The organism is Paraburkholderia sp. Tr-20389 (genome assembly GCF_017104565.1).
In the GTDB taxonomy this organism is placed as follows: Bacteria; Pseudomonadota; Gammaproteobacteria; order Burkholderiales; family Burkholderiaceae; genus Paraburkholderia.
On record NZ_JAAGPD010000054.1, the window covers coordinates 20,062 to 41,275 of the forward strand.

At 60.7% G+C, this 21,214-nt stretch carries 20 protein-coding genes and 1 pseudogene; 5 read left to right on the forward strand and 16 right to left on the reverse strand.

All coding sequences use genetic code 11. The annotated features are described in order from the left end of the window. Positions 1-472: 472 nt before the first annotated feature. A complete protein-coding gene (gene aroQ / locus G3N95_RS34970; protein WP_205974651.1) occupies positions 473-928 on the reverse strand; it encodes a type II 3-dehydroquinate dehydratase in 456 nt (151 codons plus the stop codon). Positions 929-1,345: 417 nt separating this feature from the next. On the opposite strand from aroQ, the gene G3N95_RS34975 reads away from it, so the two are divergent. Together G3N95_RS34975 and G3N95_RS34980 are read left to right on the forward strand one after the other, a co-directional pair. After that, positions 1,346-1,687, forward strand: coding sequence for a hypothetical protein (locus G3N95_RS34975; protein ID WP_205974652.1), 342 nt, complete (start codon positions 1,346-1,348; stop codon positions 1,685-1,687). 189 nt (positions 1,688-1,876) lie between these two features. Next, positions 1,877-2,188 carry a hypothetical protein gene (locus G3N95_RS34980; protein WP_241019126.1) on the forward strand — a complete coding sequence of 104 codons (312 nt, stop codon included), beginning with the start codon at positions 1,877-1,879 and terminating at the stop codon, positions 2,186-2,188. Between the two features lie 29 nt (positions 2,189-2,217). Here the strand turns inward: G3N95_RS34980 and G3N95_RS34985 are convergent, their stop codons facing one another. The 6 genes from G3N95_RS34985 to G3N95_RS35010 all read right to left on the reverse strand — a co-directional run bounded on the left by G3N95_RS34985 (position 2,218) and on the right by G3N95_RS35010 (position 7,135). Continuing rightward, entirely contained in the window at positions 2,218-2,553 is a 336-nt protein-coding gene (locus tag G3N95_RS34985) for a hypothetical protein (protein ID WP_205974653.1), read from the reverse strand. Between the two features lie 22 nt (positions 2,554-2,575). Next, positions 2,576-3,352: an AraC family transcriptional regulator gene (locus G3N95_RS34990; protein WP_205974654.1), complete on the reverse strand. Its 777-nt coding sequence runs from the start codon at positions 3,350-3,352 to the stop codon at positions 2,576-2,578. A gap of 136 nt (positions 3,353-3,488) precedes the next feature. Further along, positions 3,489-4,772 (reverse strand): FAD-dependent oxidoreductase, encoded by a 1,284-nt coding sequence (locus tag G3N95_RS34995; protein WP_205974655.1) that lies wholly within the window; start codon positions 4,770-4,772, stop codon positions 3,489-3,491. Then, entirely contained in the window at positions 4,769-5,041 is a 273-nt protein-coding gene (locus G3N95_RS35000; RefSeq protein ID WP_205974656.1) for a (2Fe-2S)-binding protein, read from the reverse strand. Before G3N95_RS35000 ends, G3N95_RS34995 begins: the two co-directional genes overlap by 4 nt. Further along, positions 5,034-6,161 carry an FAD-binding oxidoreductase gene (locus G3N95_RS35005; protein WP_205974704.1) on the reverse strand — a complete coding sequence of 376 codons (1,128 nt, stop codon included), beginning with the start codon at positions 6,159-6,161 and terminating at the stop codon, positions 5,034-5,036. Before G3N95_RS35005 ends, G3N95_RS35000 begins: the two co-directional genes overlap by 8 nt. Positions 6,162-6,169: 8 nt before the next feature. After that, positions 6,170-7,135, reverse strand: a complete 966-nt coding sequence (locus tag G3N95_RS35010; RefSeq protein ID WP_205974657.1) for a 4-hydroxyproline epimerase — start codon at positions 7,133-7,135, stop codon at positions 6,170-6,172. A gap of 348 nt (positions 7,136-7,483) precedes the next feature. Here G3N95_RS35010 and G3N95_RS35015 point away from each other — a divergent pair, with 348 nt between their 5' ends. After that, complete coding sequence (locus tag G3N95_RS35015; RefSeq protein WP_205974658.1) at positions 7,484-8,389, forward strand: dihydrodipicolinate synthase family protein; 906 nt, start codon at positions 7,484-7,486, stop codon at positions 8,387-8,389. Between the two features lie 95 nt (positions 8,390-8,484). On the opposite strand, the pseudogene G3N95_RS35020 reads toward G3N95_RS35015, so the two are convergent. After that, a pseudogene (locus tag G3N95_RS35020) lies at positions 8,485-8,802 on the reverse strand (winged helix-turn-helix domain-containing protein); the annotation flags it as partial. Between the two features lie 913 nt (positions 8,803-9,715). Between G3N95_RS35020 and G3N95_RS35025 the strand changes: the two are divergent. Then, positions 9,716-10,423 (forward strand): MgtC/SapB family protein, encoded by a 708-nt coding sequence (locus tag G3N95_RS35025; RefSeq protein WP_205974659.1) that lies wholly within the window; start codon positions 9,716-9,718, stop codon positions 10,421-10,423. Between the two features lie 286 nt (positions 10,424-10,709). Continuing rightward, complete coding sequence (locus G3N95_RS35030) at positions 10,710-11,270, forward strand: lipocalin family protein (protein ID WP_205974660.1); 561 nt, start codon at positions 10,710-10,712, stop codon at positions 11,268-11,270. Positions 11,271-12,260: 990 nt separating this feature from the next. Here the strand turns inward: G3N95_RS35030 and G3N95_RS35035 are convergent. The 8 genes from G3N95_RS35035 to G3N95_RS35070 form a co-directional block, all read right to left on the reverse strand. After that, positions 12,261-12,878 carry a hypothetical protein gene (locus tag G3N95_RS35035; RefSeq protein ID WP_205974661.1) on the reverse strand — a complete coding sequence of 206 codons (618 nt, stop codon included), beginning with the start codon at positions 12,876-12,878 and terminating at the stop codon, positions 12,261-12,263. A 1,392-nt stretch (positions 12,879-14,270) separates the two neighbouring features. Next, the gene (locus tag G3N95_RS35040; protein WP_205974662.1) at positions 14,271-15,062 is read right to left on the reverse strand and encodes a DNA adenine methylase; all 792 of its coding nucleotides are present in this window, start codon (positions 15,060-15,062) and stop codon (positions 14,271-14,273) included. Between the two features lie 100 nt (positions 15,063-15,162). Beyond that, positions 15,163-15,573 carry a lysis system i-spanin subunit Rz gene (locus G3N95_RS35045; RefSeq protein WP_205974663.1) on the reverse strand — a complete coding sequence of 137 codons (411 nt, stop codon included), beginning with the start codon at positions 15,571-15,573 and terminating at the stop codon, positions 15,163-15,165. A gap of 128 nt (positions 15,574-15,701) precedes the next feature. Further along, complete coding sequence (locus tag G3N95_RS35050) at positions 15,702-16,199, reverse strand: lysozyme (RefSeq protein ID WP_205974664.1); 498 nt, start codon at positions 16,197-16,199, stop codon at positions 15,702-15,704. A gap of 232 nt (positions 16,200-16,431) precedes the next feature. Next, positions 16,432-19,431 (reverse strand): phage tail protein, encoded by a 3,000-nt coding sequence (locus tag G3N95_RS35055; protein WP_205974665.1) that lies wholly within the window; start codon positions 19,429-19,431, stop codon positions 16,432-16,434. 1 nt (position 19,432) lies between these two features. Next, complete coding sequence (locus G3N95_RS35060; protein WP_205974666.1) at positions 19,433-20,161, reverse strand: C40 family peptidase; 729 nt, start codon at positions 20,159-20,161, stop codon at positions 19,433-19,435. Then, positions 20,158-20,871: a phage minor tail protein L gene (locus G3N95_RS35065; protein WP_205974667.1), complete on the reverse strand. Its 714-nt coding sequence runs from the start codon at positions 20,869-20,871 to the stop codon at positions 20,158-20,160. The genes G3N95_RS35060 and G3N95_RS35065 overlap by 4 nt, the downstream gene beginning before the upstream one ends. After that, a complete protein-coding gene (locus tag G3N95_RS35070; RefSeq protein ID WP_205974668.1) occupies positions 20,868-21,212 on the reverse strand; it encodes a phage tail protein in 345 nt (114 codons plus the stop codon). The genes G3N95_RS35065 and G3N95_RS35070 overlap by 4 nt, the downstream gene beginning before the upstream one ends. Between the last annotated feature and the right edge of the window lie 2 nt (positions 21,213-21,214).

The following is a 21,214-nucleotide window of genomic DNA, read 5'->3' on the forward strand; positions in this document are numbered from 1 at the left end:
CCAGGTGGCAAACTGTGTGTAGGCTGTCGCGATCGAAATGCACCACTCCGGACTGAAAACCCGGATCGGTGTCGTAGGATCGCGAACGCGTAAGGTGCGACAAGCTACACACAGTTTGCCACCTGGGCGGCGCAGACGAGTCGCTGCCGCGGGCTGCCTGCGGGTGATGGAAGTAGGTGATGCGCCTGCTCAAGGCGCTGGCAACGGGTGCAAAACAAGGTGTTGCCGTGTGGAGTGCGGGACCCGTTGGGGACCCGCAGGCAAGTACAAAAGCTAGCGGTGTGAGCGGCTTTCTTTTGCCTACTTTTCTTTGCCGCTGCAAAGAAAAGTAGGTGCCGCCCCGCACAGGGGCAACACCAGCAAACCAGAAGCAAATCGCGGATGCCAGCGAAAAAAAAGCCGCCCGCCAGCAAAAAAAACCAGAATGGCCACTGCGTCGCAGACAAAAAAAACAGGCAGCGCCAACAGCACCTCAACGGCCCAGCGAAGCCTTCAAAACCTCAGCCATCCGCTCAATCGCAAGAACATACCCTTGCGTCCCGCATCCACAGATAACCCCTTCCGCGACAGCGGACACATACGAGTGATGCCGAAACGCCTCACGCTTATGAATGTTCGAGATATGCACTTCAATGATTGGCTTCTCGATAGCCGACAACGCATCCGCAATCGCCACCGACGTATGCGTATAAGCCGCAGGATTGAACACGATCCCCTGCTGCGTCGTGCGCGCTTCGTGAATCCAGTCGATCAGCTCATGCTCGGCGTTCGACTGCCGAAAGTCGATCACGAGATCGAGCCGCTCGCCCGCCTCGCGGCAGCGGCGCGCAACATCGTCGAGCGTTTCCGCACCGTAGATGGTCGGCTCTCGCGTGCCAAGCAGGTTCAGATTGGGCCCGTTAAGGACCAGCACCGAAGCAAAACTCATGACCAAACACTCCACATAGTGACCCGTGTCGCACGAAGGCAAAGGCTTCCCCACGCACCTCGCGCGACGTCATCCGAAGTCTGCACGCCATCACAGCACCCGTCTTTTGGGGTTTTCACTTAATTTGTACGATCTAGTTAGTTTTATTTTCAAGTCATGCTCAAGCGTATCTGCCAGAATTTCTCTACCCAGCCTAGGATCAAAACGTAACCAAATAGTACAAACTGAATTGTCGACACGCCCACGAAACCATGCACACCCGCGGGGCCACGCAGGCCGCCAACACCCCATCTGCACGCGAAAAACCGGGCATAACGCTTGCGCCGATATAATTTCCGGAATCTTTTGCGGCTTTGCAGCGCGCCAGGGCCCCCGTCATTCGACGCCCGCGCGCAGCCGCCAACGAGAAGGAGACTTATGAGGAAGCTAGCCGTTACCCTGTCCGTTCCGCTTTTGCTCGGCGCCTGCGCGCAATATCAGGCGTCGCACAACCCCGATGCCGGCGATCCGATGAAGGACAACATGACGAGTCGCCCCGTCAGCGACGTCATCCAGTGCATGACGCAGGCCGCGGCCAAACACGACACGCCCGTCAAGGCCACGCCGATTCCCCAAGGCCAGATGCTCGACTTCGGCGACTCCAATATCGTCAAGATCCGCGCCGACAACGGCGGCACCACGTTCCGCTACTACGCCGGCAAACGCAATACGTCGAACCTGTGGATCGAGGGCGCCAGCAAGGAATGCGCGCCCGGATAAGGCGGCCGGAAGCGGCCTGGGACGCCCTGAGCCAGCTCGATCCCGTCTGAACCGCTCGGCGGCGTAACTGCATGTAACAAGTTTTACGCCTGCCGAAGGCGGCTGCGCGGAAGGTTTAAGAATCGTTTAAGTCTTGCTCGTCACGATTCGTCTTTGACACTGACCTGCGTTCTGCCCAAGGTGCCAAGGATGGACTACCACAAAGACCGAAACGACCTCATGAAGCGCATCGCAGCCGGTTCGCCCGCCGCATCTGCGCAGGCCGCCGCCACCAAGGCCGCGCCGAAGAAGACGAACCTGTTGCGCCGGCTCCTGAGCCCGCATGAAATCGCGACGCTGCTGCTCCTGCTGCACGCGCCGATGGCCGCGTTCGCCAAACCGGAAATTCCAACGCTGCAGGAAGCCGGTCTCGTCGAAACCGTCGCCACGGATGCCGGCGAATCACACATTCGTCTGACGCCCGAAGGCAACGCGATTCTGCGCGGACTCGGCGTCAAGTAAGCCATCGTTCGCGGCGATGCGTTGCGGACTCACGCCTGCCATACGGCGTACCCTGCTTCGCGCAAGCCGATCGCCAGCTCGACTTCCATGTCGCGCGCGCCCTCGTAAGGCATCGGATTGAACACCTCGTACAGTTCCGGCATCAGCCGCAAACCAAAGTCGCGCACATAGCGATTCGACTGGATGCCCGCCTTGTGCCGGTCGAAGCGCAAATCCGGATCCAGGCCGGTCATCCCCACATACACGCACGGACGTTCGAACCGATACTCGGGATTCGCGTGGCGAAACCGCGCCACGTTCCAGACGGTATCGTCGAGTGCGACCACGTACACGTAGTAGCGAAGTTTTCCGCGGCGAGCAGGCATCGTTATCCGGCGAAACGGCCCATTAGCTGCGCGACGTGCCGTGCAACAGCATCCGGTATTCAGTCGGCGTCACGCCGACGGTCGCCTTGAACTGCCGCGTGAACGCGCTGTGATCCGTGTAGCCGCACAGCGCGGCCACGTCGGTGACCTTGTCGTGCGACACGAGCAATGCCGTGGCCGCATCGAGCCGCGTCTTCAGCAACACCTGGCGCGGCGTCAGATGAAACACCTTGTGGAAGTAGCGTTCAAGCTGCGCCACCGACATATCGGCCATCGCGGCAAGCTGCTTGAGATTGAGCGGCTGCACGTAGTTCTCTTGCAGATACTGGACGACCGTCGCGAGCCGGCTGTACGCCGGGTGGCTGCTTTCGTCGGCGCGCAGATCGCGCGAAATGCCCGCCAGCCCGACGACGCGCCCCGTCGCATCGCGCAACGGCTGCTTGCAGGTCAGACACCAGCCGGGCTGCCGGCCCGGATACAGATGCAATTCCAGCTGATCGACCATCTGGTTGCCGACGTGGATCACCGCCTTGTCCTGCGCCGTGTAGATGCGGCCGAAGCGACTCGGAAACACGTCCTCGGCCGTCTTGCCGAGCAGCTTTTCCTTCTCCTTGAACCCGCAGCGCGACACGAGCGTGCGATTGACGAGTGCATAGCGCGCCTGCGCGTCCTTCACGAAGAACACGATGTCGGGCATCGCGTCGAACACCGGTTCGAGCAGCGCGAAATGCGACAGCATGCCGGCCAGCGAGGCCTCACCCGGATCGAGCGTGTCGAGCGCAGAAGCGAACGTGTTCATCGTGCGGGTTCCATGCATGGACTGCGAGGACGTGGAGGTGGCCGCCGCGGACATTCGCGCGGCTGATCGATTATAGGGCGGCGCGGCGCGGGTTAAAAAATCGCGAGCGGATGTGTTCGGAGGTGCGTGCAATCGGTCAACGTGAGTCTTCGTCCGAATCCGCGGCGAGTATCAGCGTGCCGATCTGTACAGGATGAATCGGCGGACGAACCTGCGCCACGTCCCAGCCGAACAGCGCCTGCGCCGCGCCGCCGCAGATACGCCCCTGACACGCGCCCATTCCGCAGCGCGTGTGCAGTTTCGCATCGCGCCAGTTTCGCTGCGCGCGGACCTCGCCGATCGACACGTCTTCGCAACGACACAGCAGCGTGTCGTCGGCGGGCAGTTGCAGTGCGGCGCCGCGCAACGCGAATGCCGCATCGACGCGCGCCGCGAAACGTTGCCAGCGCGCACGTTGACGCAGCAGCGTCTCGCCGGGTTGGCCGCCGATCGCGCGAAGGCCCGCGATCCGCCCTTCCACCCGCGCGCGTTCCATGCCGCCGACGCCCGTGCATTCGCCTGCCGCGAATACGTTGGCGACGGAGGTGCGTTGCGCGTCGTCGACGGCGATCGCGCCGTCCTCGCGCGTCGCGCAACCCAGTGCACGAGCGAGCGTCGTATTCGGCACGAGGCCGTAGCCGCACGCGATGCGGTCGCAATCGATGGTCTCGATGCGACCGCCGTCGCGTTCGACGATCGCCCGTTCGACGCGCCCGCTGCCCTGCGCCGCGCGCACGACACTCGATGTCAGGTAGCGGAACCCCGTCAAGCCGCGCGTCAATTGCGCGGCTTGCAGGAGCTTCGCAGGCGTGGCCGCGAGCGAGATGCCGAAGCGCATCACCGCGCCGAACTTCGCCTGCTCGACGACGGCGACCACCTGCGCGCCTGCGGCCCGCGCGGTCGCGAGCGAAGCGAACAGCAACGGACCGCTGCCCGCGATCACGATGCGTTCGCCGCGCACGGGCACGCCGCCCTTGATCAGCGCCTGCAGACCGCCCGCGCCCGTCACGCCGGGCAGCGTCCATCCCGAGAACGGCAATAGCCGTTCGCGCGCGCCCGTCGCGAGAATCAGGCGGTCGTAGCCGATGCACGCGCCGCCATACTCCGTCGATTCGATGAGCAACCGTCCTCCATCGAGCGGCGCGACGATACGCGCGCCGCACGTGAGCGTCACGTTGCCGCGGCCGGCGATGCGATGCAGCAGCGAAGACAGATCCTCCGATGGCGGATGCGCCGGGCCGTTGCGCCACACCTGGCCGCCCGCGCGCGGATTGTCGTCGAGCACGGCGACCCGCGCGCCCGCCTGCGCGGCTTCGTATGCGGCAGCGAGTCCCGCCGGTCCCGCGCCCACGACCACGACGTCGAAATGCTGATCGTTCATCGCAACCTCGTCGTTTGCACGTGCTGGCCGTCGCGACACAAGGTCTGACACGCGAGCACATGCGCGCGTCCGTCGACGGTGACGCGGCATTCCTGGCACACGCCCATGCCGCACAGCGGCGCGCGCGGCTCGCCGCTCACGGAAGTGCGCGTGCCGGATGACATCGCACCGCATATCGCGAGCGCGGCGGCGATGGTCGCGCCCGGTTCGACTTCGACGGCTTGACCGTCGATCGTCAGGCGAAGTCGTAACGGAAGCGCGTCAGGCATGACAGGCTCCGAATTCGAAGCGTGCGGGGAGAAAAGGATCGATAGCGATGGCGGCCGCCGTCCGCGTGATCTGCGCGGCCAACAACTGCGCGGTGCCGAGCGACGTCGTCACGCCAAGCCCTTCATGACCGACGGCGAGCCACACGCCAGGTGCCGCGTCGCCTGCGGGGCCGATCAGCGGCATGCCATCGGGCGATGCCGCGCGAAAGCCCGTCCATGCGCGAATGCCATTGAGCGCCGGCAACTCGGGCAGGTAGCGCGCCGCGCGTTGCAGCATGCGGGCGAGCACGGGCATGTCAACGGAGGAATCGGTCGTGTCGAACTGGCGCGACGAACCGATCAGCAGTTGCCCCGTCGGCCGAGGTTGCGCATTGAACGCGACGGATGTGCCCGTCGCGTGATGCGCGCTCTTGATGTAGCCGAGTTCGAGGAGTTGATGACGAACAAAACCCGGATAGCGATCGGTGATCAGCAGGTGGCCTTTTTTCGGTTGCAAGGGCAGGCCTTGCACCAGTTCGCGCGCCTGCAATCCGTTCGCGACGACGACATGCGCGCCGCCGATCCGCTCGCCATTCGACAGCGTGACCCGGTGTGCATCGACACTCGCCACGTAGGTATCGGGCCGCACATCGATGCGAGCGGCGCCCGGAGACTGCGTGAGCAGCCATTGCGCAACGGACGGCGCGTACACGATGCTGTCGTGTTCGATGAGCAAACCACCCGCCATGCCCGGCGCAAGGGACGGCTCGCCTTCATACAGCGCGCGCTCGTCCAGCAGTTCCGCCGCTACGCCTTGCGCGACGAACGCCGCCTGCATCGAGCGCGCGGCGTCGAGTTCTTCGGCGTCGGCGGCGACCCAGAGTGTGCCGCAACGCGAAAAGGCATCGCGCGTTCCAAGCTGCGGCGCCAGTTCGAGCCACAGATCGCGCGAATAGCGGCTCAACGCGAATTCCGCGGGAGAGTCGTTCATCACGACGATATGCCCCATGCCCGCGGCCGTCGCGCCGCCGCCGATCCCGCGCGCCTCCAGCACCGTCACGCTCAGCCCGCGCGCCGCCAGTTCCGCCGCGCACGCCGCGCCGACGATGCCCGCGCCGACGATCACGACATCGGCCGTCATACCCGCCGTCATACCGTTCTGATGCCCCACGCGAACGGGTCGCGCTCGTCGAAGCACAGGCGGCTTTCGGCCATGATGTGCGCGTGCCCGGTAATGGTCGGAATCACGGTCGCAACGCCGTCCTGCGTGCCGCCCTCGGCATAGCTCGCCTCGAACACGCTGCCGATGATGCTCTCTTGACGCCACACCTTGCCGGCTGCAAGCTTGCCGTCGGCGGCGAGGCACGCGACCTTCGCGCTCGTGCCCGTGCCGCACGGCGAGCGGTCGTACGCGTTGCCTGGGCACAGCACGAAGCTGCGGCTGTCGAGGCCCGCGCGCGAACCCGGACCGAACAGTTCGATGTGGTCGATCGGCGCGCCGTGCGCACCCGTGATGCCCGCTGCGATCAGCGCATCGCGAATCGCCGAACTGAACTGCGTGAGTTCCGCGATGTTCGATGCCTCCAGCGAGCGCCCGTGCTCCGCCACGAGGAAGAACCAGTTGCCGCCCCACGAAATATCGCCCTTCAACGCGCCGAAGCCCGGGACGTCGACCGTCACGTCCTTGCGATGCCGGTACGCGGGCACGTTGCGCACCGACACGCTGAGGTCGTCGTTGAGCGTCGCCTCTACGATACCCACTGGCGTATCGATCAGATGGCGGCCCGGACCGATCCGTCCCATATGCGCGAGCGATACGACGAGACCGATGGTCCCGTGTCCGCACATGCCCAGATAGCCGACGTTGTTGAAGAAAATCACGCCCGCCGCGCATTCCTTGCGATCCGGCTCGCACAGCAGCGCACCGACGACCACATCGGACCCGCGCGGCTCGGTGACGATGCCCGCGCGCCAGTCGTCGAAGCGCGTGCGAAACACGTCGAGCCGCTGCGAGAGCGTACCGCCGCCCAGTTCGGGGCCACCGGACACGACGAGGCGGGTAGGTTCACCGCCCGTGTGCGAATCGATCACGTTCAAGGTTTTCATGCTGCTCATGGTAGGAACGCGGCGTCACACAGTCTTGAAGTGGCTGCGCGTGGATTGTGACGATTTCGGCATAGTCGCGTCGATGCGGGCGCGCTATGTTTCCACGCTGGCTTCAGGCCGGCTGCCTAATTCACAATGTCCGGCCGCATCAGGCGCGAGCGCGGCATCGGAGCCGTGAACTTCATGCACTTCACGCTGCATGAATCAACTCGTGAACACCGAAAGCATCGTGAATCAGGGATTCCCCTTGCACAGACACTATGCCGAAATCGTCACGCGAAACGCGCGATTCGCGCAAGACACCCGAATATTCCCTGCTTACACTGCATCCCACTCAACACGTTCAGGAGAGCAGTCGTGGCGCATATCTGGGAAGGCGTATTGCCCGCAGTCACCACCAAGTTCAACGCGGATTTCAGCATAGATCGCGCGGCGACCGCCAAAAATATCGACGCGCAGATCGAAGCGGGCGTCGATGGCATCATCGTGTGCGGCTCGCTTGGCGAGGCGTCCACGCTGTCGCTCGATGAAAAGCTCGAAGTGCTCGACGTGGCCGTCGAGGCAGCGCGCGGCCGCGTGCCCGTGCTGCTGACGATCGCCGAAAACAGCACGCTCGACGGCTGCCGTCAGGCCGAAGCGGGTGCGAAGCGCGGCGCAGCCGGTTATATGGTGCTGCCGGGCCTGCGCTATCTGTCGGACCGCCGCGAGACGCTGAACCATTTCCGCATGGTCGCCGACGCGAGCCCGCTGCCGTTGATGATCTACAACAATCCGCTCGCGTATGGCGTCGACATGACGCCCGAGATGTTCGCCGAAATCGCCGACGAGAAGAAGATCGTCGCGATCAAGGAGTCGTGCGGCGATGTGCGTCGCGTGACGGATCTGATCAACGAAGTGGGCGACCGGTACGCGATTCTGTGCGGCGTCGACAATCTGGCGATGGAAGCGGTCCTGATGGGTGCGCACGGCTGGGTCGCGGGATTGGTCTGCGCGTTCCCGCACGAAACGGTCGCGATCTACAAGCTGCTCAAGGCGGGACGGCTCGAAGAGGCGCGCGCGATCTATCGCTGGTTTGCGCCGCTGCTCGCGCTCGATGTGTCGGCGAAACTCGTGCAGAACATCAAGCTGGCGGAAGCGATTGTCGGGCTGGGCACGGAGCCCGTGCGTCCGCCGCGTTTGCCGCTCGCGGGCGACGAACGCGAGGCCGTCGAAGCGCTGATCCGCCGGTCGATCGAGACGCGGCCGGCACTGCCGAAGCTCTGATCAGCCAGAAGTTATCTGACAGCAGGAAAAGAAAGCGGCGGCCTCGGCCGCCGCGAAACACCGCTCACGTTGCATGAGCCTGGATACCGCTGCGATCAGGCCGCCTCGGCGTGCGGCACGACAACGTTCTCATTCGAACGCAGATGCAGCAGCCGGTAACCGCTCTTGTACACGGGCTGCAGACGGAAATCGTTGTGCGGCTCGATTTGCAGCAGCAGACGCAGGCGCGACACATGGCTGTCGATCGTGCGCGTCACTTCGCGAAACTCGCGGCCCCAGACCATCGCGAAAATGTGATCGCGCGACAGCACGCGGCCGATATTCGAAAAGAACAGCGACGCCAGCCGGTACTGCGTGCCCGACAGCTGAACGGGCGCGCCGCGCAGCGTGACGAGTTGGCGACGGGTGTCGAAGTGTTAGACACAAGTCTGCAACGCACATCATCGTCAAATCAATCACTTACGGCCCATATTACCCGTCATGCGGGGGTACAAAAATGCCCAATGCTGCCCTAATGAAATCAACCACTTGCAGGGGGGTTTTGAACACGCCAGAGCGACACGGCGTCGCATGCAGGGCTCACGGACACTTCGTGACTTTGGCCTACGACGGTCGCCATAGGTGTAGCTGAACAATCCTCGACAGCGTTGACTTGATATTGGTTGTGCTTAGCGAATCGTATTGACTCAGGTTTCGCGGCGCGAATAGAATCTGTCGTCTTCACAACTGGGCTGGACCATGGACACCTACAGTGATCGTCCTTCGAACAGCTTGACTGCCTGACCGGCAGAACGTCTCGCGCCCTTCCCCGCGCCGCCGTCCTGCCCCCAAGCAGGCGGTGCCCGCCCTCGCAACACCTCTCGTGCACCCTGATTTGCGCCATTTCGGGCTGCGAATTCGCGCGTCCACATGGCACTGCACCGCGATTGCTCATTCGCGGCTGCTTGCGATTCGCGCCTGACCGTCGCACAGGGAGCCGAAATGCCGAGTGTAAAAGGTACACCGTAGGGCCATCACCGCACCCATGACGTGCGCAAAGCGAGTCGAACGCTGTCGCCGCCGATGACGCGCCCGGCCGCCGTGTACGCCGGCTTCCCACGCATTGCGTCGAGCCAGACGCACGGAGAGTCAGAATGAACTTCGCCATTCTTTAGGCACAACTGCCCCGGCAGCGGTAATGGCCGCCGCTGCGCCGTCGCAAATCCGTCAGTTGCGTAACACCTGGCGCATGCGAGCTCTCGACCAACTCTCGGAGCCTCAACTCACGTTTCCCGCCGAAGGCCCTCCCCGCTCACGGAGGCGAGACTTCCAACATTCCTAACACACATGACTGCCGACTTCATCTGGCGGCTGCTCGCCGCCTTCGCCTGCGGTGTCGCCATCGGTATCGAGCGGCAGATGCGCCAGCGCACCGCCGGGTTGCGCACCATCACGCTGGTCGCGAGTGGCGCGTGCCTGTTCGTCACGCTCGGCGTGCTAACGGGCAACGGGACTGCTGGCGTCACGCAGATCGCAGCCTACGTCGTATCCGGCGTCGGCTTCTTGGGGGGCGGCGTCATCATGCGCGACAAAGGCTCGATCCAAGGCATTAATACAGCGGCGACCCTGTGGTGCGCCGCCGCCGTCGGCGTCCTGTGCGGCTCGGGACACTTCGGTCCGGCAATCGCGGGAACCGGACTCGTGCTGATAACCAATACTCTGCTGCGCGAAGTCAGCCGGGCCATCAACTCGACCCCAGTGTCAGGTGCGGACTTGGTGCGCGAATACTTGTTGACGGTTATATGCCGCGAACAGGACGAAATCCATATCCGTACGCTGTTGTCGAACTCGATGTATTCTCAGCCGCTGTCTTTCCAGAGCTTGACCAGCCAGGATGTCCAAGGCGACCCGCCGCGTATCGAGGTCATCGCGACTGTGCGCATGCACCCGAAAGACCAGGCGAAACTGGAACTGATGGCAAGCCGGATCAGCATGGAAAAGGGCGTGTCCAGCATTAGTTGGACCGGAAAGGAGACAGAAACCGCACCCGAGTGAGGGCATAACAGAAGGGCGGTATGAGAAGAATAGAGGCGCCAGCAACAAGAGTGCATCAAGTCCAGTTGCGGGGCTCATCTGATAAAGGTAGAGAGATGCTGTCGCCGACCTCTGCTATTGAGAGGACCAACGGACCGATTTGGGTCGTCCTGAGCCGAACGCTGGGAAGGACCCGCAGGAATCGAACTTGCATTAGCCTCCTGTAAGCGTCGAATCGTTCACTCGGCATGATTCATCATCCGAGACATTGATAAATTCATTGGTTTTGGGAAAGGACAATCCAGCCATGGAAAAGAAGATTATTACCGCTACGCTGGCCGGAACTGCACTGCTTCTAGGCGCCTGTGTATACATTCCTCGACCCGGCCCGGTCGGCAACCGTGCCGTGCCTCAGCCCGCCCGAGCGGTGAACCTCGACAAATACATGGGCCGGTGGTACGAACAATTTCGCTACGAGGCTTCGTTTGAAAAGGACATGGACAACGTCACAGCTACGTACTCGCTCAACGACGACGGTACGGTCAAGGTCGTCAATCGCGGGTGCAAACCGGGCGGCGCCGGTAATTTCAGGGAATCGATCGGCAAAGCGAAAATCACAGATCCGAGAACTAATGCGAAACTGAAAGTCTCGTTCTTCGGGCCGTTCTACGGGAATTACTGGGTCCTAGACCATGGCGACGACTATGACTGGTCAATTGTCGGCGAGCCGTCAGGTCGCTACCTGTGGGTGCTGACGCGCACGCCGCACCCCGCCGCCAGCGTGCTTGCCAGTCTGGAGGCCCGCGTGAAGGAACTTGGTTACGATTGGTCGCTCGTCAGGGTGACGAACCAGAGTGGGCAGTATTGACGTCAAAGTCGCTTCGTATCGCTTGCTTCATAGCGCATAAGACGAGCGACTGGGAGGTCTCGGCGGGCGGAGACCAACGGGATTGAGCTCAGCAAACAGATCAGGCAGGAACCCCGCTTTACGGGTCCCGATTAGTGGACCGCAAGAAGGCGAAGTATGCATTCCAGTAGGCCAATCGCGTCTCCCAGACTTCGCTCAATGCATAGAAGGAATACTCCAACTCATCTCGGAGGCGTTGCGCTTGCGAGGTGTCCGAACCCTTGACGGCAAGCTCAAGGACGAGCGCACGCTGGCGAAGCAGATTTTTATATGACGCAGCGACCCTCGCCCGAGTCTCAGATTCAGCGCGGTCCTCTGGAGGGAGTGAATTCGTCTCAACTTTTCCGAGAGCTTTCGGTAACACGATAGCCTCCGCAACACCCCCTGATCGTATGCTGGCTAAATCTGACTCCGCCGTCTTGACCTGCCTCAATGGGCTCTCATAAAGCTATTGTAAATCGCAGCCGTCTTCGAGGCGTGACGTGCTGGCATGACCGACTGAACGCACGACGACGCGAGAGATCGTGTAACGAGAAGTACGACCGTTGACACGGATCAAACGTCGTGCTGCCGCCTGCCATATCGTTGATTCGCCAGGGCCGTTCAAGTCCCACCTCCCGGCTCCTGGTGTTGTGGCTGACATTGAGGTCCCCGCCGGCCGCGTAGGCTGGACACTTCGAATCCTCACGGCTGGCGGGTCTTTTTCAGATCGCAATGGATCGCAAGCGAATGTGCACCCAACGGTCCAGAACAAGGGCGAACTGACTGGAGAACCCGCCCTTGGACCGCAAGGAAATCTCCCAAGCTGGATTCGTCTGCACTCGCGGAGCGAGACTCCGCGATCCGGCATGTCCTCCCGCGATCAACAGCAAGCTGCGGGCCTGTGATCTGACGGCTATTACTCGCTGGTGAGGCTACGCGCCGAGCGGAATTGGTTTCTGTCGCTATCGCTCAGCCCGCGTCTCCCGAACTGACGACTGCCTGCACGCTGCGCAGCATATCTGCCAGATATCGCAGCAAGCCGACGATATCGCCAAGCTCCATGAGGCCAGTCCTCTTCCCGTCGCCGAACAGCAATGTGCCATCGAGCTTCTCATCGATAACGATGTTGCCATATGCGGCACGCGGGCGGTATTCATCCGGGTTGAGCCGGAACGTATTGTCGTTGAGCGCCGCATCGCGCAGACGCATCAAGAACTGCACCTCGGGGGCGCGTGAGTCCGACATCCGATGCACTTCGAAGAGATCTGCCACCGCCACGATTGCGTTTGTACTCGGAATGCGCGTCGCAAAGGCGAGGCGCTGCGCGGCGTTGCTGAACACAGGCCACTCAGGCACATCCGCCGACGCCATGTGTTTGGTCGGTGCGCCCTCTGCACTACGTTCAGGGTCTCTACCGGCGGCACTCTTCACCGCCAGCAGGGGCTCGGCCGCACTCAGGTCCGGAGCTTTTTCACCATTAACAATCCAGTCGGAAAGCAGACTGGCGTATACGGATAGGCTTAATAGCTGAGCATTGATAAATGCGATTGCTGAATTACTTGCTTGGCGCGGGTGTGTTTGCGGCATGTCGGCTCCTACAGTTCTGTCAGCGTTGCGCAACTCTCATACCTACTCGCGATTGATGCATTTCCCCGGCCGAGCTCCGCCCAGCAGTATGGCTCCGACTGCTGATCAGTCCGACTGCATTCGGCACGCTCCCCACGCTCGAAGACGACGGGACACATCGTCAGAAAAGAGCGTTTGACGCCTGCGGCGACTTCGGAAAAAAAAGGACCGGACACAAATGCGTCCGGTCAAAACGGTTCTGGCCATTCCGAGGGCCGTGCCAGAACCTGAGAGACCTACAGTGTCGCATGCCGCGGGCCTGAGCTTTCAACGAACCTGATGCAAGAGCATCCTCGCCTCACACAGTCGTTGGATTGCTTCAACAATCGGCGATGTGTAATCGAGCTGCCAGTTTGAGGAAAATAGCGTAGCCAATCGGGTAACGCTCTGCAGCGCGCAATAACGGTTCAGCTTTGAGGCGACCTCTATGGCGGTGACTCCAGCGTTGCATCTGTCTAGCCAGGAGAGACTAACCCGATTGTATGCACACCATCCCTGCGCCGATTCGACAAGGTGGTCAGTCCGCAACCATGCCCCCGTGTCGGCGCGCGCGTAGAGTTGTGCGACAACGAGGTAGCACAGCAGGCGCGTCCGAGGCAGATTGCTAACGGATTTCACAATTGTGATCGAAAAAGCCAAAAGGAGAAGCGGCCCCAGTACGGTACGTGCACTCCGCATGGCATTCGCCAAAAGCATAGTATATGCTCGCCGCCCTGAAGTTGAACAGCAATATGCAATGGGCTAAGACACGGGCGTCTCGCGCGCCGCCCATCCCGAAATGCAAATCATTCGGTGAGCGTGACCAGCGGCCCAATGCTTAGATCGCGCATGCAAATGCCCCTATACCCATCTTCAGAGCTAGACCCGTCAGTCACGTGCATACGGACTGTCCTAAACCACGTTCATTTCAGAATGAGACATGTCTAATTGCTCCGCTTGTCACTTCGCGATTAGGCTTGGACTTTCTTGCAACGTGCCACGACAGCCCACAAAATGCGGAAAGTGCAACTCTCCCGTCTTCTTCGCCGCCTTATCGCAACGCCGGTATCTCGCTATACAGAAATTCAGAATATCTTCTGGTTCTTTCCGATAGGAGGCTACTCTTCTCTTCTAAGCGGATCTCTCACCATGCTGGAACATCTCGTCCACTACTGTGAAACACACTGGACCGATTACCTTTTTATCAACTGATGCTTTCTGGTGCCTCGAATTCCGGCTGGATCGTGGTCAATCGAACCGTGGTCGAGAATAATCAAATTCTCTACATTTCTTCGTAGAAAGCCGACTCTGTTACCACCCTTTTCTACCGCGTTGCGCGGTACCGGAAAAGAACCGCCGGTAGCAACCAAATCACTAGAAAAGCCCGACTGGAGAAGCCGCATCGTCCCAGCTAAACACCACCAGTTCTTTTCGCACACCGCCGCGGCCACCACCGCCGACAGTGTATGTAATGTCGGCAGTTTCAATGTGGAAGCCATCAAACACGCGTCGCATGTCAGGATGGTCATTCAGGCTCACAATCGCTTTTCCCTCGATTGATCGCAATCGCGCTGCCATATCCTCGTACTGTGACATCATAAACGGGGTACCGTAACCTTCTGTCTGCCAGTATGGCGGATCCATATAAAACAGCGTATGGGGACGGTCATATTTGTCGAGGCACGCCTTCCAGTCGAGGTTTTCGATGTAGGTGCTCGCAAGCCGCAAGTGCGCAGCCGAAAGATTTTCCTCCAGCCTCAACAGGTTGAGGCCGGGAGGGCAAGTGGTTGCTGTGCCGAATGTCTGTCCCTCCACTTTTCCGCCGAAACAGCTTTGCTGCAGGTAGTAGAACCTGGCGGCTCGCTGAATGTCAGTGAGCGTCACAGGCGAGGTCTCCTGAAGCCATCGGAACACTTGCCGGCTGGACAGCGCCCATTTAAACTGGCGGACGAACTCTTCGAGATGGTGTTGCACGACCCGATACAGGTTGATCAATTCTCCATTGATGTCGTTGATAACCTCGACCGGCGCAGGAGGCCTTAAAAAGTAAAGCGCTGCTCCCCCTGCAAACACCTCAACGTAGCACTCATGCTTTGGAAATCGCGGGATCAGATGATCTGCGAGACGACGCTTGCCGCCCAACCATGGGACGATAGGATTTGCCATATAGGAGAAGGTGTCGTCGGAGATTCGGTGCTGACTTGGCCATGAGCGCGAGGATCATACATCATGATCAGACTGCCGCACTCGCCCTGCTTCACGAAGCCTATTTCAAGATAGCATCACAGTTCAACGTGTGTGGACGGATGGTGCATATATATCCCTGCAACGCTCTTAGTTTCTCAATCTCGGCCTCGTCGACTCCCGCCACCTCGAAAATGCGTTGAGCAGTCGCTGGGTCGATGTCTGCGAAGGTGGGGGCATCATGGCCCATGCCGGAGGTGCCGGAAGCTCCATCATCGGGAGAGGGTTTGTCTTTTCGCAACCGGACGTACAACCGCTCGTTCCCTGCAGAAATAAGATTGCGATAATGACGATCGATGTTCTCACGGGCCAGTCTCTCCTTGGTCAAAGCGGCGTCCATGGCTTCGAGTTTCCTTTGCGTGAGCGCCTTCTCGGACATTGCTTTCCGTTGCGCCTCCAAATCATGATCCGCTATTGTTTTCAGCGTTCGCATGTACTGCTCATTGTCCTTTGCATGAGCAAGCTTCTCCGACGCCAGTTGAGGCGCCTCCAATAAGCGCTCGACTCCCGCGCCAACAACTAATCCCAAGACGGCCGCTGCGGCGCATGTAAAGCAACGCATCAGTTGATTCCCCTTTCGCAAAGGGCTCGCTCTTCGGCGCGCCTGCGAACCAGCCCCGGAAGCACCTCGCCCTTAGACGTCACCCATTGGGGAGTTCCATTGTCGGACTCATTGATTGCACGACACGCGCCTCTCCAATCACCCTCATTGAATCGCCGTGCGGTCGTGCTCGCAGCGTAGTTCGCCACGCCGATGTTGTACGCAAAACTTATCGCTGCCGCGAGTTGGTAAGGGTGTCCACGCAGTCCGGGGGTAATTTTCAATACGGGCTCAGCATGCGCGGTCAACTGTGACTCGAGCGAGTCCCTACATTCGTCATCGCTGTACCGTCTGCCTACGACGACATCATGCGTATCACCTGCGCACTTCGTTGGGATACCGGCCGAATCAATGTAGCCACGGCGCACCATTCCCTCGAACTTCGGTATAACGCAATAGAGAAGGGCCGCAGTTGCGGCCCCCACGACGCCCGCGAGCGTCTTCTTCTGCACAGCCATCGTGTATTAAAGTCGCCGAAATCTTCCGGATCGCTCGCGCCGGTCCTTTCTTAACGCAAAGATAAAGCTCGCTCCTATGTACACAAGCGTTGCCACGGCCACCCACCAGTTAATGTCGCGACTGCTTAACCATATCCAGAAGTTGCCGCCTGCGACCGGGGCGCCCTTCACTGCACTGGCAGCGAGGCTCTCCTTTAATCCGCTCTCCATACCTCGTCCTATTCTCCTGTTGTTATCCGCTGACCTGCAGCGGGACACCCTGTGCTGTCTCGGGCGGATACCATTCGCTCCATTGCGTTTGGACGCCAACCATGTAGCGCAGGCGCACCCACGCGAAGCCGCTTTTGCCTTTGAGCCGGAACGGTGCCGGACCACGAAAACGAGAGCGGCTCGCATGGCCGAAATCCCCTGTTTCGCCGACGGCATATTCCACTTCGGTAATGGCGCCTACATCGCCAGCTGTATCGCACTGCAATATGATGAAGTTCTTTGCCTCCGCGCTCACACGTAGACCGGCCGGATACGCGGCGCCGTGAAGCACGGTCTGGATCGCCGTGCTCGGCGAGCGACGGCCATCGAGCAAGGTCACCACGACGCTTATGATGTAATGGCCCGGCGAAAGTCCGGATAGGCGTAGGTGCGGCTCGTGCACCGTTTTGGACATGACTGGCGAGGCGCTCAAGGGCTTGCACCACACCGTATATTCGCTCGCATCGCGCACCGCGTCCCAGCTGATATCAAAGTATGGCTGCTTCCACCGTGGATCGAGGCGCGAATGCGTTATGAGATTTCGTACGGGAGCGGCCGGCTGCCGAGCCTCCGGCTTGATATCGATCATGGCCGCGGCGTCCACTCGCGCAAACTTTTCTGGGTCGTGCTGCGTGGCCGTGATCCTCAAGAGCATGCCATCTTCGCTTTCGCTCACGCTGGCCACGCGAAACAGCCGTCTTTCGGAACTGGCCGACTCATGCAACCAAACAGCGCCCTCAACAGGCAGCGCAGATAGGGGGCGATCGAGCTCGATGATGTTCGTCTCAGCATGCTTGATGCCACGGCCCTCGACCTTGCCATCAGGCATCACCACCTTGAATGTCCCAAGCGCGTTCGCCTCGATGGCGCGATCGAGCACAATACGATCGTTGGCCTGCGCGCGCTTGATTCGCCCCCCCGTTGAGGGCATCGACCTTGCCGGATCGCATATCGCAATCACCTGTCCGGGTTGTGCGCATGCACCATCGAGTCCTACGCTGAACACCACCGTGTCCGTCTCGAGGCGCGAAGTCAGCAGGTACCAATAGCCCACTCGCTGAGCTTGCCCCCGGCTTGTGCAACCAAAGGCCGACACCTCGACTTTGTTTGCGCCGTATCGTGTGACGCCCTCGGCGTCTTCCACACTTTCCACAGACTCCCGGTACGCGTTATCCGGGTCATGCCAGCTCACCATCGCGATCGTATAGCGGGTCTTAAGCGAACTACCCATGTATTGGAACTCGCCGTCGATCACGTTCGCGGGAACATACACATGCGCAGGATCCTGAGGCTTATCGGCCACGCTCATGACTGTACCGCCCGACCAGTACGCCATGCCGCGAAACACGCTCGCCAATTGTTGCAGCAACGCGAAAGCATGGGTGCGCGAAGTGATATAACAGTTACACGTGAAACGGAGCTCCTCACCTCCACGGCCGTCTGGGACCAACTCGTCGCAGTACCGTCCAATCTCATAAAGCAAGTAGCGATCGACGGTGGTCGCTTCAATCCAATTGCCCGCACCGTAGCGCTTGTTGAGCAGCATGTCGTAGAACACCCAGGCTGGATTATTACTCCACGCCCGCTTGAAAGTTCCGTCCCACTCGCCCGCGTATGTGCGCCGCTCAGGATCGTAGTTGGATGGCACGCGCACCAATAGGCCCTTCATGTCGTAGGTGCGCACGGGCACGCGCCGCATGCGCTCTGAGCTCATCCGAAAGGCCGCAATCGCGCTCATGGGATAGCGAAGCCGCACGTTGCGACGCTTGGCGTAACATTTCACATGGACCGTGCCAAACCGTTCGGGATCCGGTTTATTGTCTTTCGTTCTGTAGTCGGTCAGACATGTCAAATGGATCCGGTAGCGTCTAGCGCGAATGCCCGTCAAATCGACCCGGATGGTGCGCTCATACTGCTGGCGGCACACGCCCTCAAACGTGGACGTTAGCGAAACCAACTTGCCGGTACCGCCGGCGGATGCCACCGTCAGCTGACATTCAATTTTTGACGGCTGCTCCCCACTCTTGCGGTCCTTGCGGTACAAGCCACGCACGTCTAAAGTGATCGCCACCTCGTCGACATCGGGTTCGGCGATGTCCAGGATCCACGGCGTGTCCTTGTGCAATTGCACGCCGACAGCCGTTTCGCATGAAATTGCATCAAGCCACTCGAGCGGTCGCTGATCGGCCTCACCTTTGCAGAGGTCTTGATGGATCACATCAAAGTTCATTACGCCTTTGGTATTTTCCAAAGACACGCCATCAAAATATACGCTGCGCAACGGATGCCTGACATTCGCAAGACCCTCGATGGGCCCCTCGGAGATGAGGTCGACGATTTCAATTTCAGTCCGGCTTATGAGCGAGTCCGCTGCAGGCTTTTCGTCCCAAGGCGCGCCCGGAGCTTCAGTTGCCTCGCGGGACACACGGGGTTTCAAATCCGTGGCCCAGCTGCCCGCACTAACCACCATCGAACCCACACGCATGCGGCCATACAATAGCGGCACAGGGCCGCCTTCGCTCACCACGTTTTGTGCTTGCAAAACGGGATGATTCTTCCCAGGCAGATGCGGCGAAATCATTTGGGCGACACCGCCTAAGGCCAGGGAGGCGCCCAGGCCCATCATGTAATACGCGTATGGGTTCGACCAAAACATCGAGACTGCCCCGGCCGAGAAGAGCGCCACGCCGCCGATGGTCTGCCACAGGCCATCGGACTTGCTGCCGGCAATCACAGGCACGACCCGCACCGGCTGCCCGCCCGTTGGACGATCGAGATCGGTGAGCGTCAGATTCGTCTCACCCACGAACACCGCATAGCGAAGCGCCCGCTCATGACTAGACGAAAGCTCCTGTGCGAAGCCGGGCTGGAGCGCAACGAGGGCGTTGAGCGCCTGACGGGCCGTGTCGATCACGAACGCATGCCGCCGTCCAAATTTCATGCCCAGTACGCCATACAGCCGAACTTCGTTCGTGCGCTCCATGTCAGAGAAGGGTGCGGTGTCTAAGCACATGAGTGATATGGTTCCGATAACGCGGCAGCGCTTCACGCCGGGAGAGTTGCCCCCAGAGGTGATGCAATATTTCGTCGTTGCCAATGTAGATGGCTGCGTGATTTGGTACCTTGCTTGCAATGCGCATGAGCAGCACATCGCCCACTTGCCTGGGCTGTGACGCGCTCATGTCACAGAAGCCCGCCTCGCGATAGTGATCGACGTACAGGTTTGAAAGGCCGTCTTTCCACCACCTATCCGGCCGCAAATAGTCCGGCAGCTCGATCTGCAGCGCCGCTTTGTAATAGCGGCGAACGATTCCATAACAGTCGTTTGAGCCGTACGCGAACTCGCAGCCGATAAGTGGCGCGCAATCATCGGCGGTCTCGAATTCGCGCCACTCCTGGACGCTCGGCACGCCGTGCTCTGCGACCACACTCACGATGATCCAGCGCCGCACATCGCTCGCCTGGCAGGCGGCCAAATCGGCCATGGTGGGCCGCGCGCTTCGATCTGGGTGAGAATGAACAATCGCCTCGATCGTGCCGCGATCTTCGGCGGCTGCGTAGTCAGCCGCGTCGACGACGAAATCACGCGTTGGATCTGCGGCCACGTTGCGACACGCAAAGTACACGTGGTTCACGACGACTCCGCAGCACTCGTGCGGATAGGCACGCCGTGCATGCGCTTCAATCGCGCATCGCGCATTCGGATCAATCATAGGTGCGTCAACACCACTGACGAGCCACTCGCACCCGGAAATCCACCGAAGGGCAACTCAGGCGGTTGGCCGGGCTTGGATGCCGGGTGCCGCAGCCGGCAACTCGAGAGCCGATGAGCGCACTGGTCCTGTGCAGAGTCGTCTGTCTGTTGATTGTCGCGCGTGTAGTAGAGGGTACCCTTGTACCCGCACTCCGGCGCCTTGTACTTCCACTGGCATACGGCGGCAAGGATTTGCCGGGCGGGCAGTTGATGGCCCGCCAGATCCAGCGCCGAGCTCAACGCAAACTCCACCACCTGCGCGCTCTCGCACGTCTTCTGCTCAATACACCAAAGCTCGACTGGCATCTGGGCAGATGGATCAGCTTGCGGCGCACCATCCAGATAACGCGCGAGTGTGCGTCTACGCCGCACCTGCGCGCCAAGCAAATCAGCATGCTGACGACAAAGACGTGAAACCAGGCCCGTCACGTTGGAGACCGTGATCGTCGGCGCCGGCTGCGAGGCATCGCCCGTACGCGCAAAGCCCGTCACGCGGATGGGCCACGCGTTGTAGGTCTGAGCCTGCCATCGAATAACCCCGGCGTGCTGATGCGCATGGTAGTACAGCACGTCCCCCCCGAGCGGGCCCAGATCGAGTTCGAATAGCTCGACCAACGCATCGGGTTCGAGGCGCTGAACCTCGGCGTCAAGCGGATTTGATGCACTCATGGTGCGAAGACCTCTTCAAACGTCACCTCCAGGGTGTACAGCTCGCCCCCGTGTGCGCGCACGCTCACGCCGCGCTGCGAATCGACCCGAAACAGACTCGACGAGCGCAGAGGCGCGCGCCAGTAAAACGGCTCACTCCCGCGGGTGGCGTCAAGGAATGTTTGGATTGCCATGATCTCGCGCCCCGTACCGCGAAAGCTTAGCTGCCACGTTTGCGCTATGTTGTTCAGCCCCTGGGGAACCACCTGGCTATACCCATCGCCAAAGCGAGCCTTACGTACAGCGTAGCGTGTCTGCCCTTGTGCCTCAACGCAGGGCTGCCAGCTAAAAATTTTTGTCATGG

Bases quoted from the DNA above. Each gene is read 5' to 3' on its own strand.
- G3N95_RS35035 (WP_205974661.1), bottom strand. From the start codon at position 12,878: ATGCCGCAAACACACCCGCGCCAAGCAAGTAATTCAGCAATCGCATTT.
- G3N95_RS35000 (WP_205974656.1), bottom strand. From the start codon at position 5,041: ATGCCTGACGCGCTTCCGTTACGACTTCGCCTGACGATCGACGGTCAA.
- G3N95_RS35045 (WP_205974663.1), bottom strand. From the start codon at position 15,573: ATGCGAACGCTGAAAACAATAGCGGATCATGATTTGGAGGCGCAACGG.
- G3N95_RS35040 (WP_205974662.1), bottom strand. From the start codon at position 15,062: ATGGCAAATCCTATCGTCCCATGGTTGGGCGGCAAGCGTCGTCTCGCA.
- G3N95_RS35005 (WP_205974704.1), bottom strand. From the start codon at position 6,161: ATGACGGCCGATGTCGTGATCGTCGGCGCGGGCATCGTCGGCGCGGCG.
- G3N95_RS34980 (WP_241019126.1), top strand. From the start codon at position 1,877: ATGGACTACCACAAAGACCGAAACGACCTCATGAAGCGCATCGCAGCC.
- G3N95_RS34990 (WP_205974654.1), bottom strand. From the start codon at position 3,352: ATGAACACGTTCGCTTCTGCGCTCGACACGCTCGATCCGGGTGAGGCC.
- G3N95_RS35065 (WP_205974667.1), bottom strand. From the start codon at position 20,871: ATGAGTGCATCAAATCCGCTTGACGCCGAGGTTCAGCGCCTCGAACCC.
- G3N95_RS34995 (WP_205974655.1), bottom strand. From the start codon at position 4,772: ATGAACGATCAGCATTTCGACGTCGTGGTCGTGGGCGCGGGACCGGCG.
- G3N95_RS35050 (WP_205974664.1), bottom strand. From the start codon at position 16,199: ATGGCTGTGCAGAAGAAGACGCTCGCGGGCGTCGTGGGGGCCGCAACT.
- G3N95_RS35060 (WP_205974666.1), bottom strand. From the start codon at position 20,161: ATGATTGATCCGAATGCGCGATGCGCGATTGAAGCGCATGCACGGCGT.
- aroQ (WP_205974651.1), bottom strand. From the start codon at position 928: ATGAGTTTTGCTTCGGTGCTGGTCCTTAACGGGCCCAATCTGAACCTG.
- G3N95_RS34975 (WP_205974652.1), top strand. From the start codon at position 1,346: ATGAGGAAGCTAGCCGTTACCCTGTCCGTTCCGCTTTTGCTCGGCGCC.
- G3N95_RS34985 (WP_205974653.1), bottom strand. From the start codon at position 2,553: ATGCCTGCTCGCCGCGGAAAACTTCGCTACTACGTGTACGTGGTCGCA.
- G3N95_RS35070 (WP_205974668.1), bottom strand. From the start codon at position 21,212: ATGACAAAAATTTTTAGCTGGCAGCCCTGCGTTGAGGCACAAGGGCAG.
- G3N95_RS35025 (WP_205974659.1), top strand. From the start codon at position 9,716: ATGACTGCCGACTTCATCTGGCGGCTGCTCGCCGCCTTCGCCTGCGGT.
- G3N95_RS35030 (WP_205974660.1), top strand. From the start codon at position 10,710: ATGGAAAAGAAGATTATTACCGCTACGCTGGCCGGAACTGCACTGCTT.
- G3N95_RS35055 (WP_205974665.1), bottom strand. From the start codon at position 19,431: ATGGAGCGCACGAACGAAGTTCGGCTGTATGGCGTACTGGGCATGAAA.
- G3N95_RS35010 (WP_205974657.1), bottom strand. From the start codon at position 7,135: ATGAGCAGCATGAAAACCTTGAACGTGATCGATTCGCACACGGGCGGT.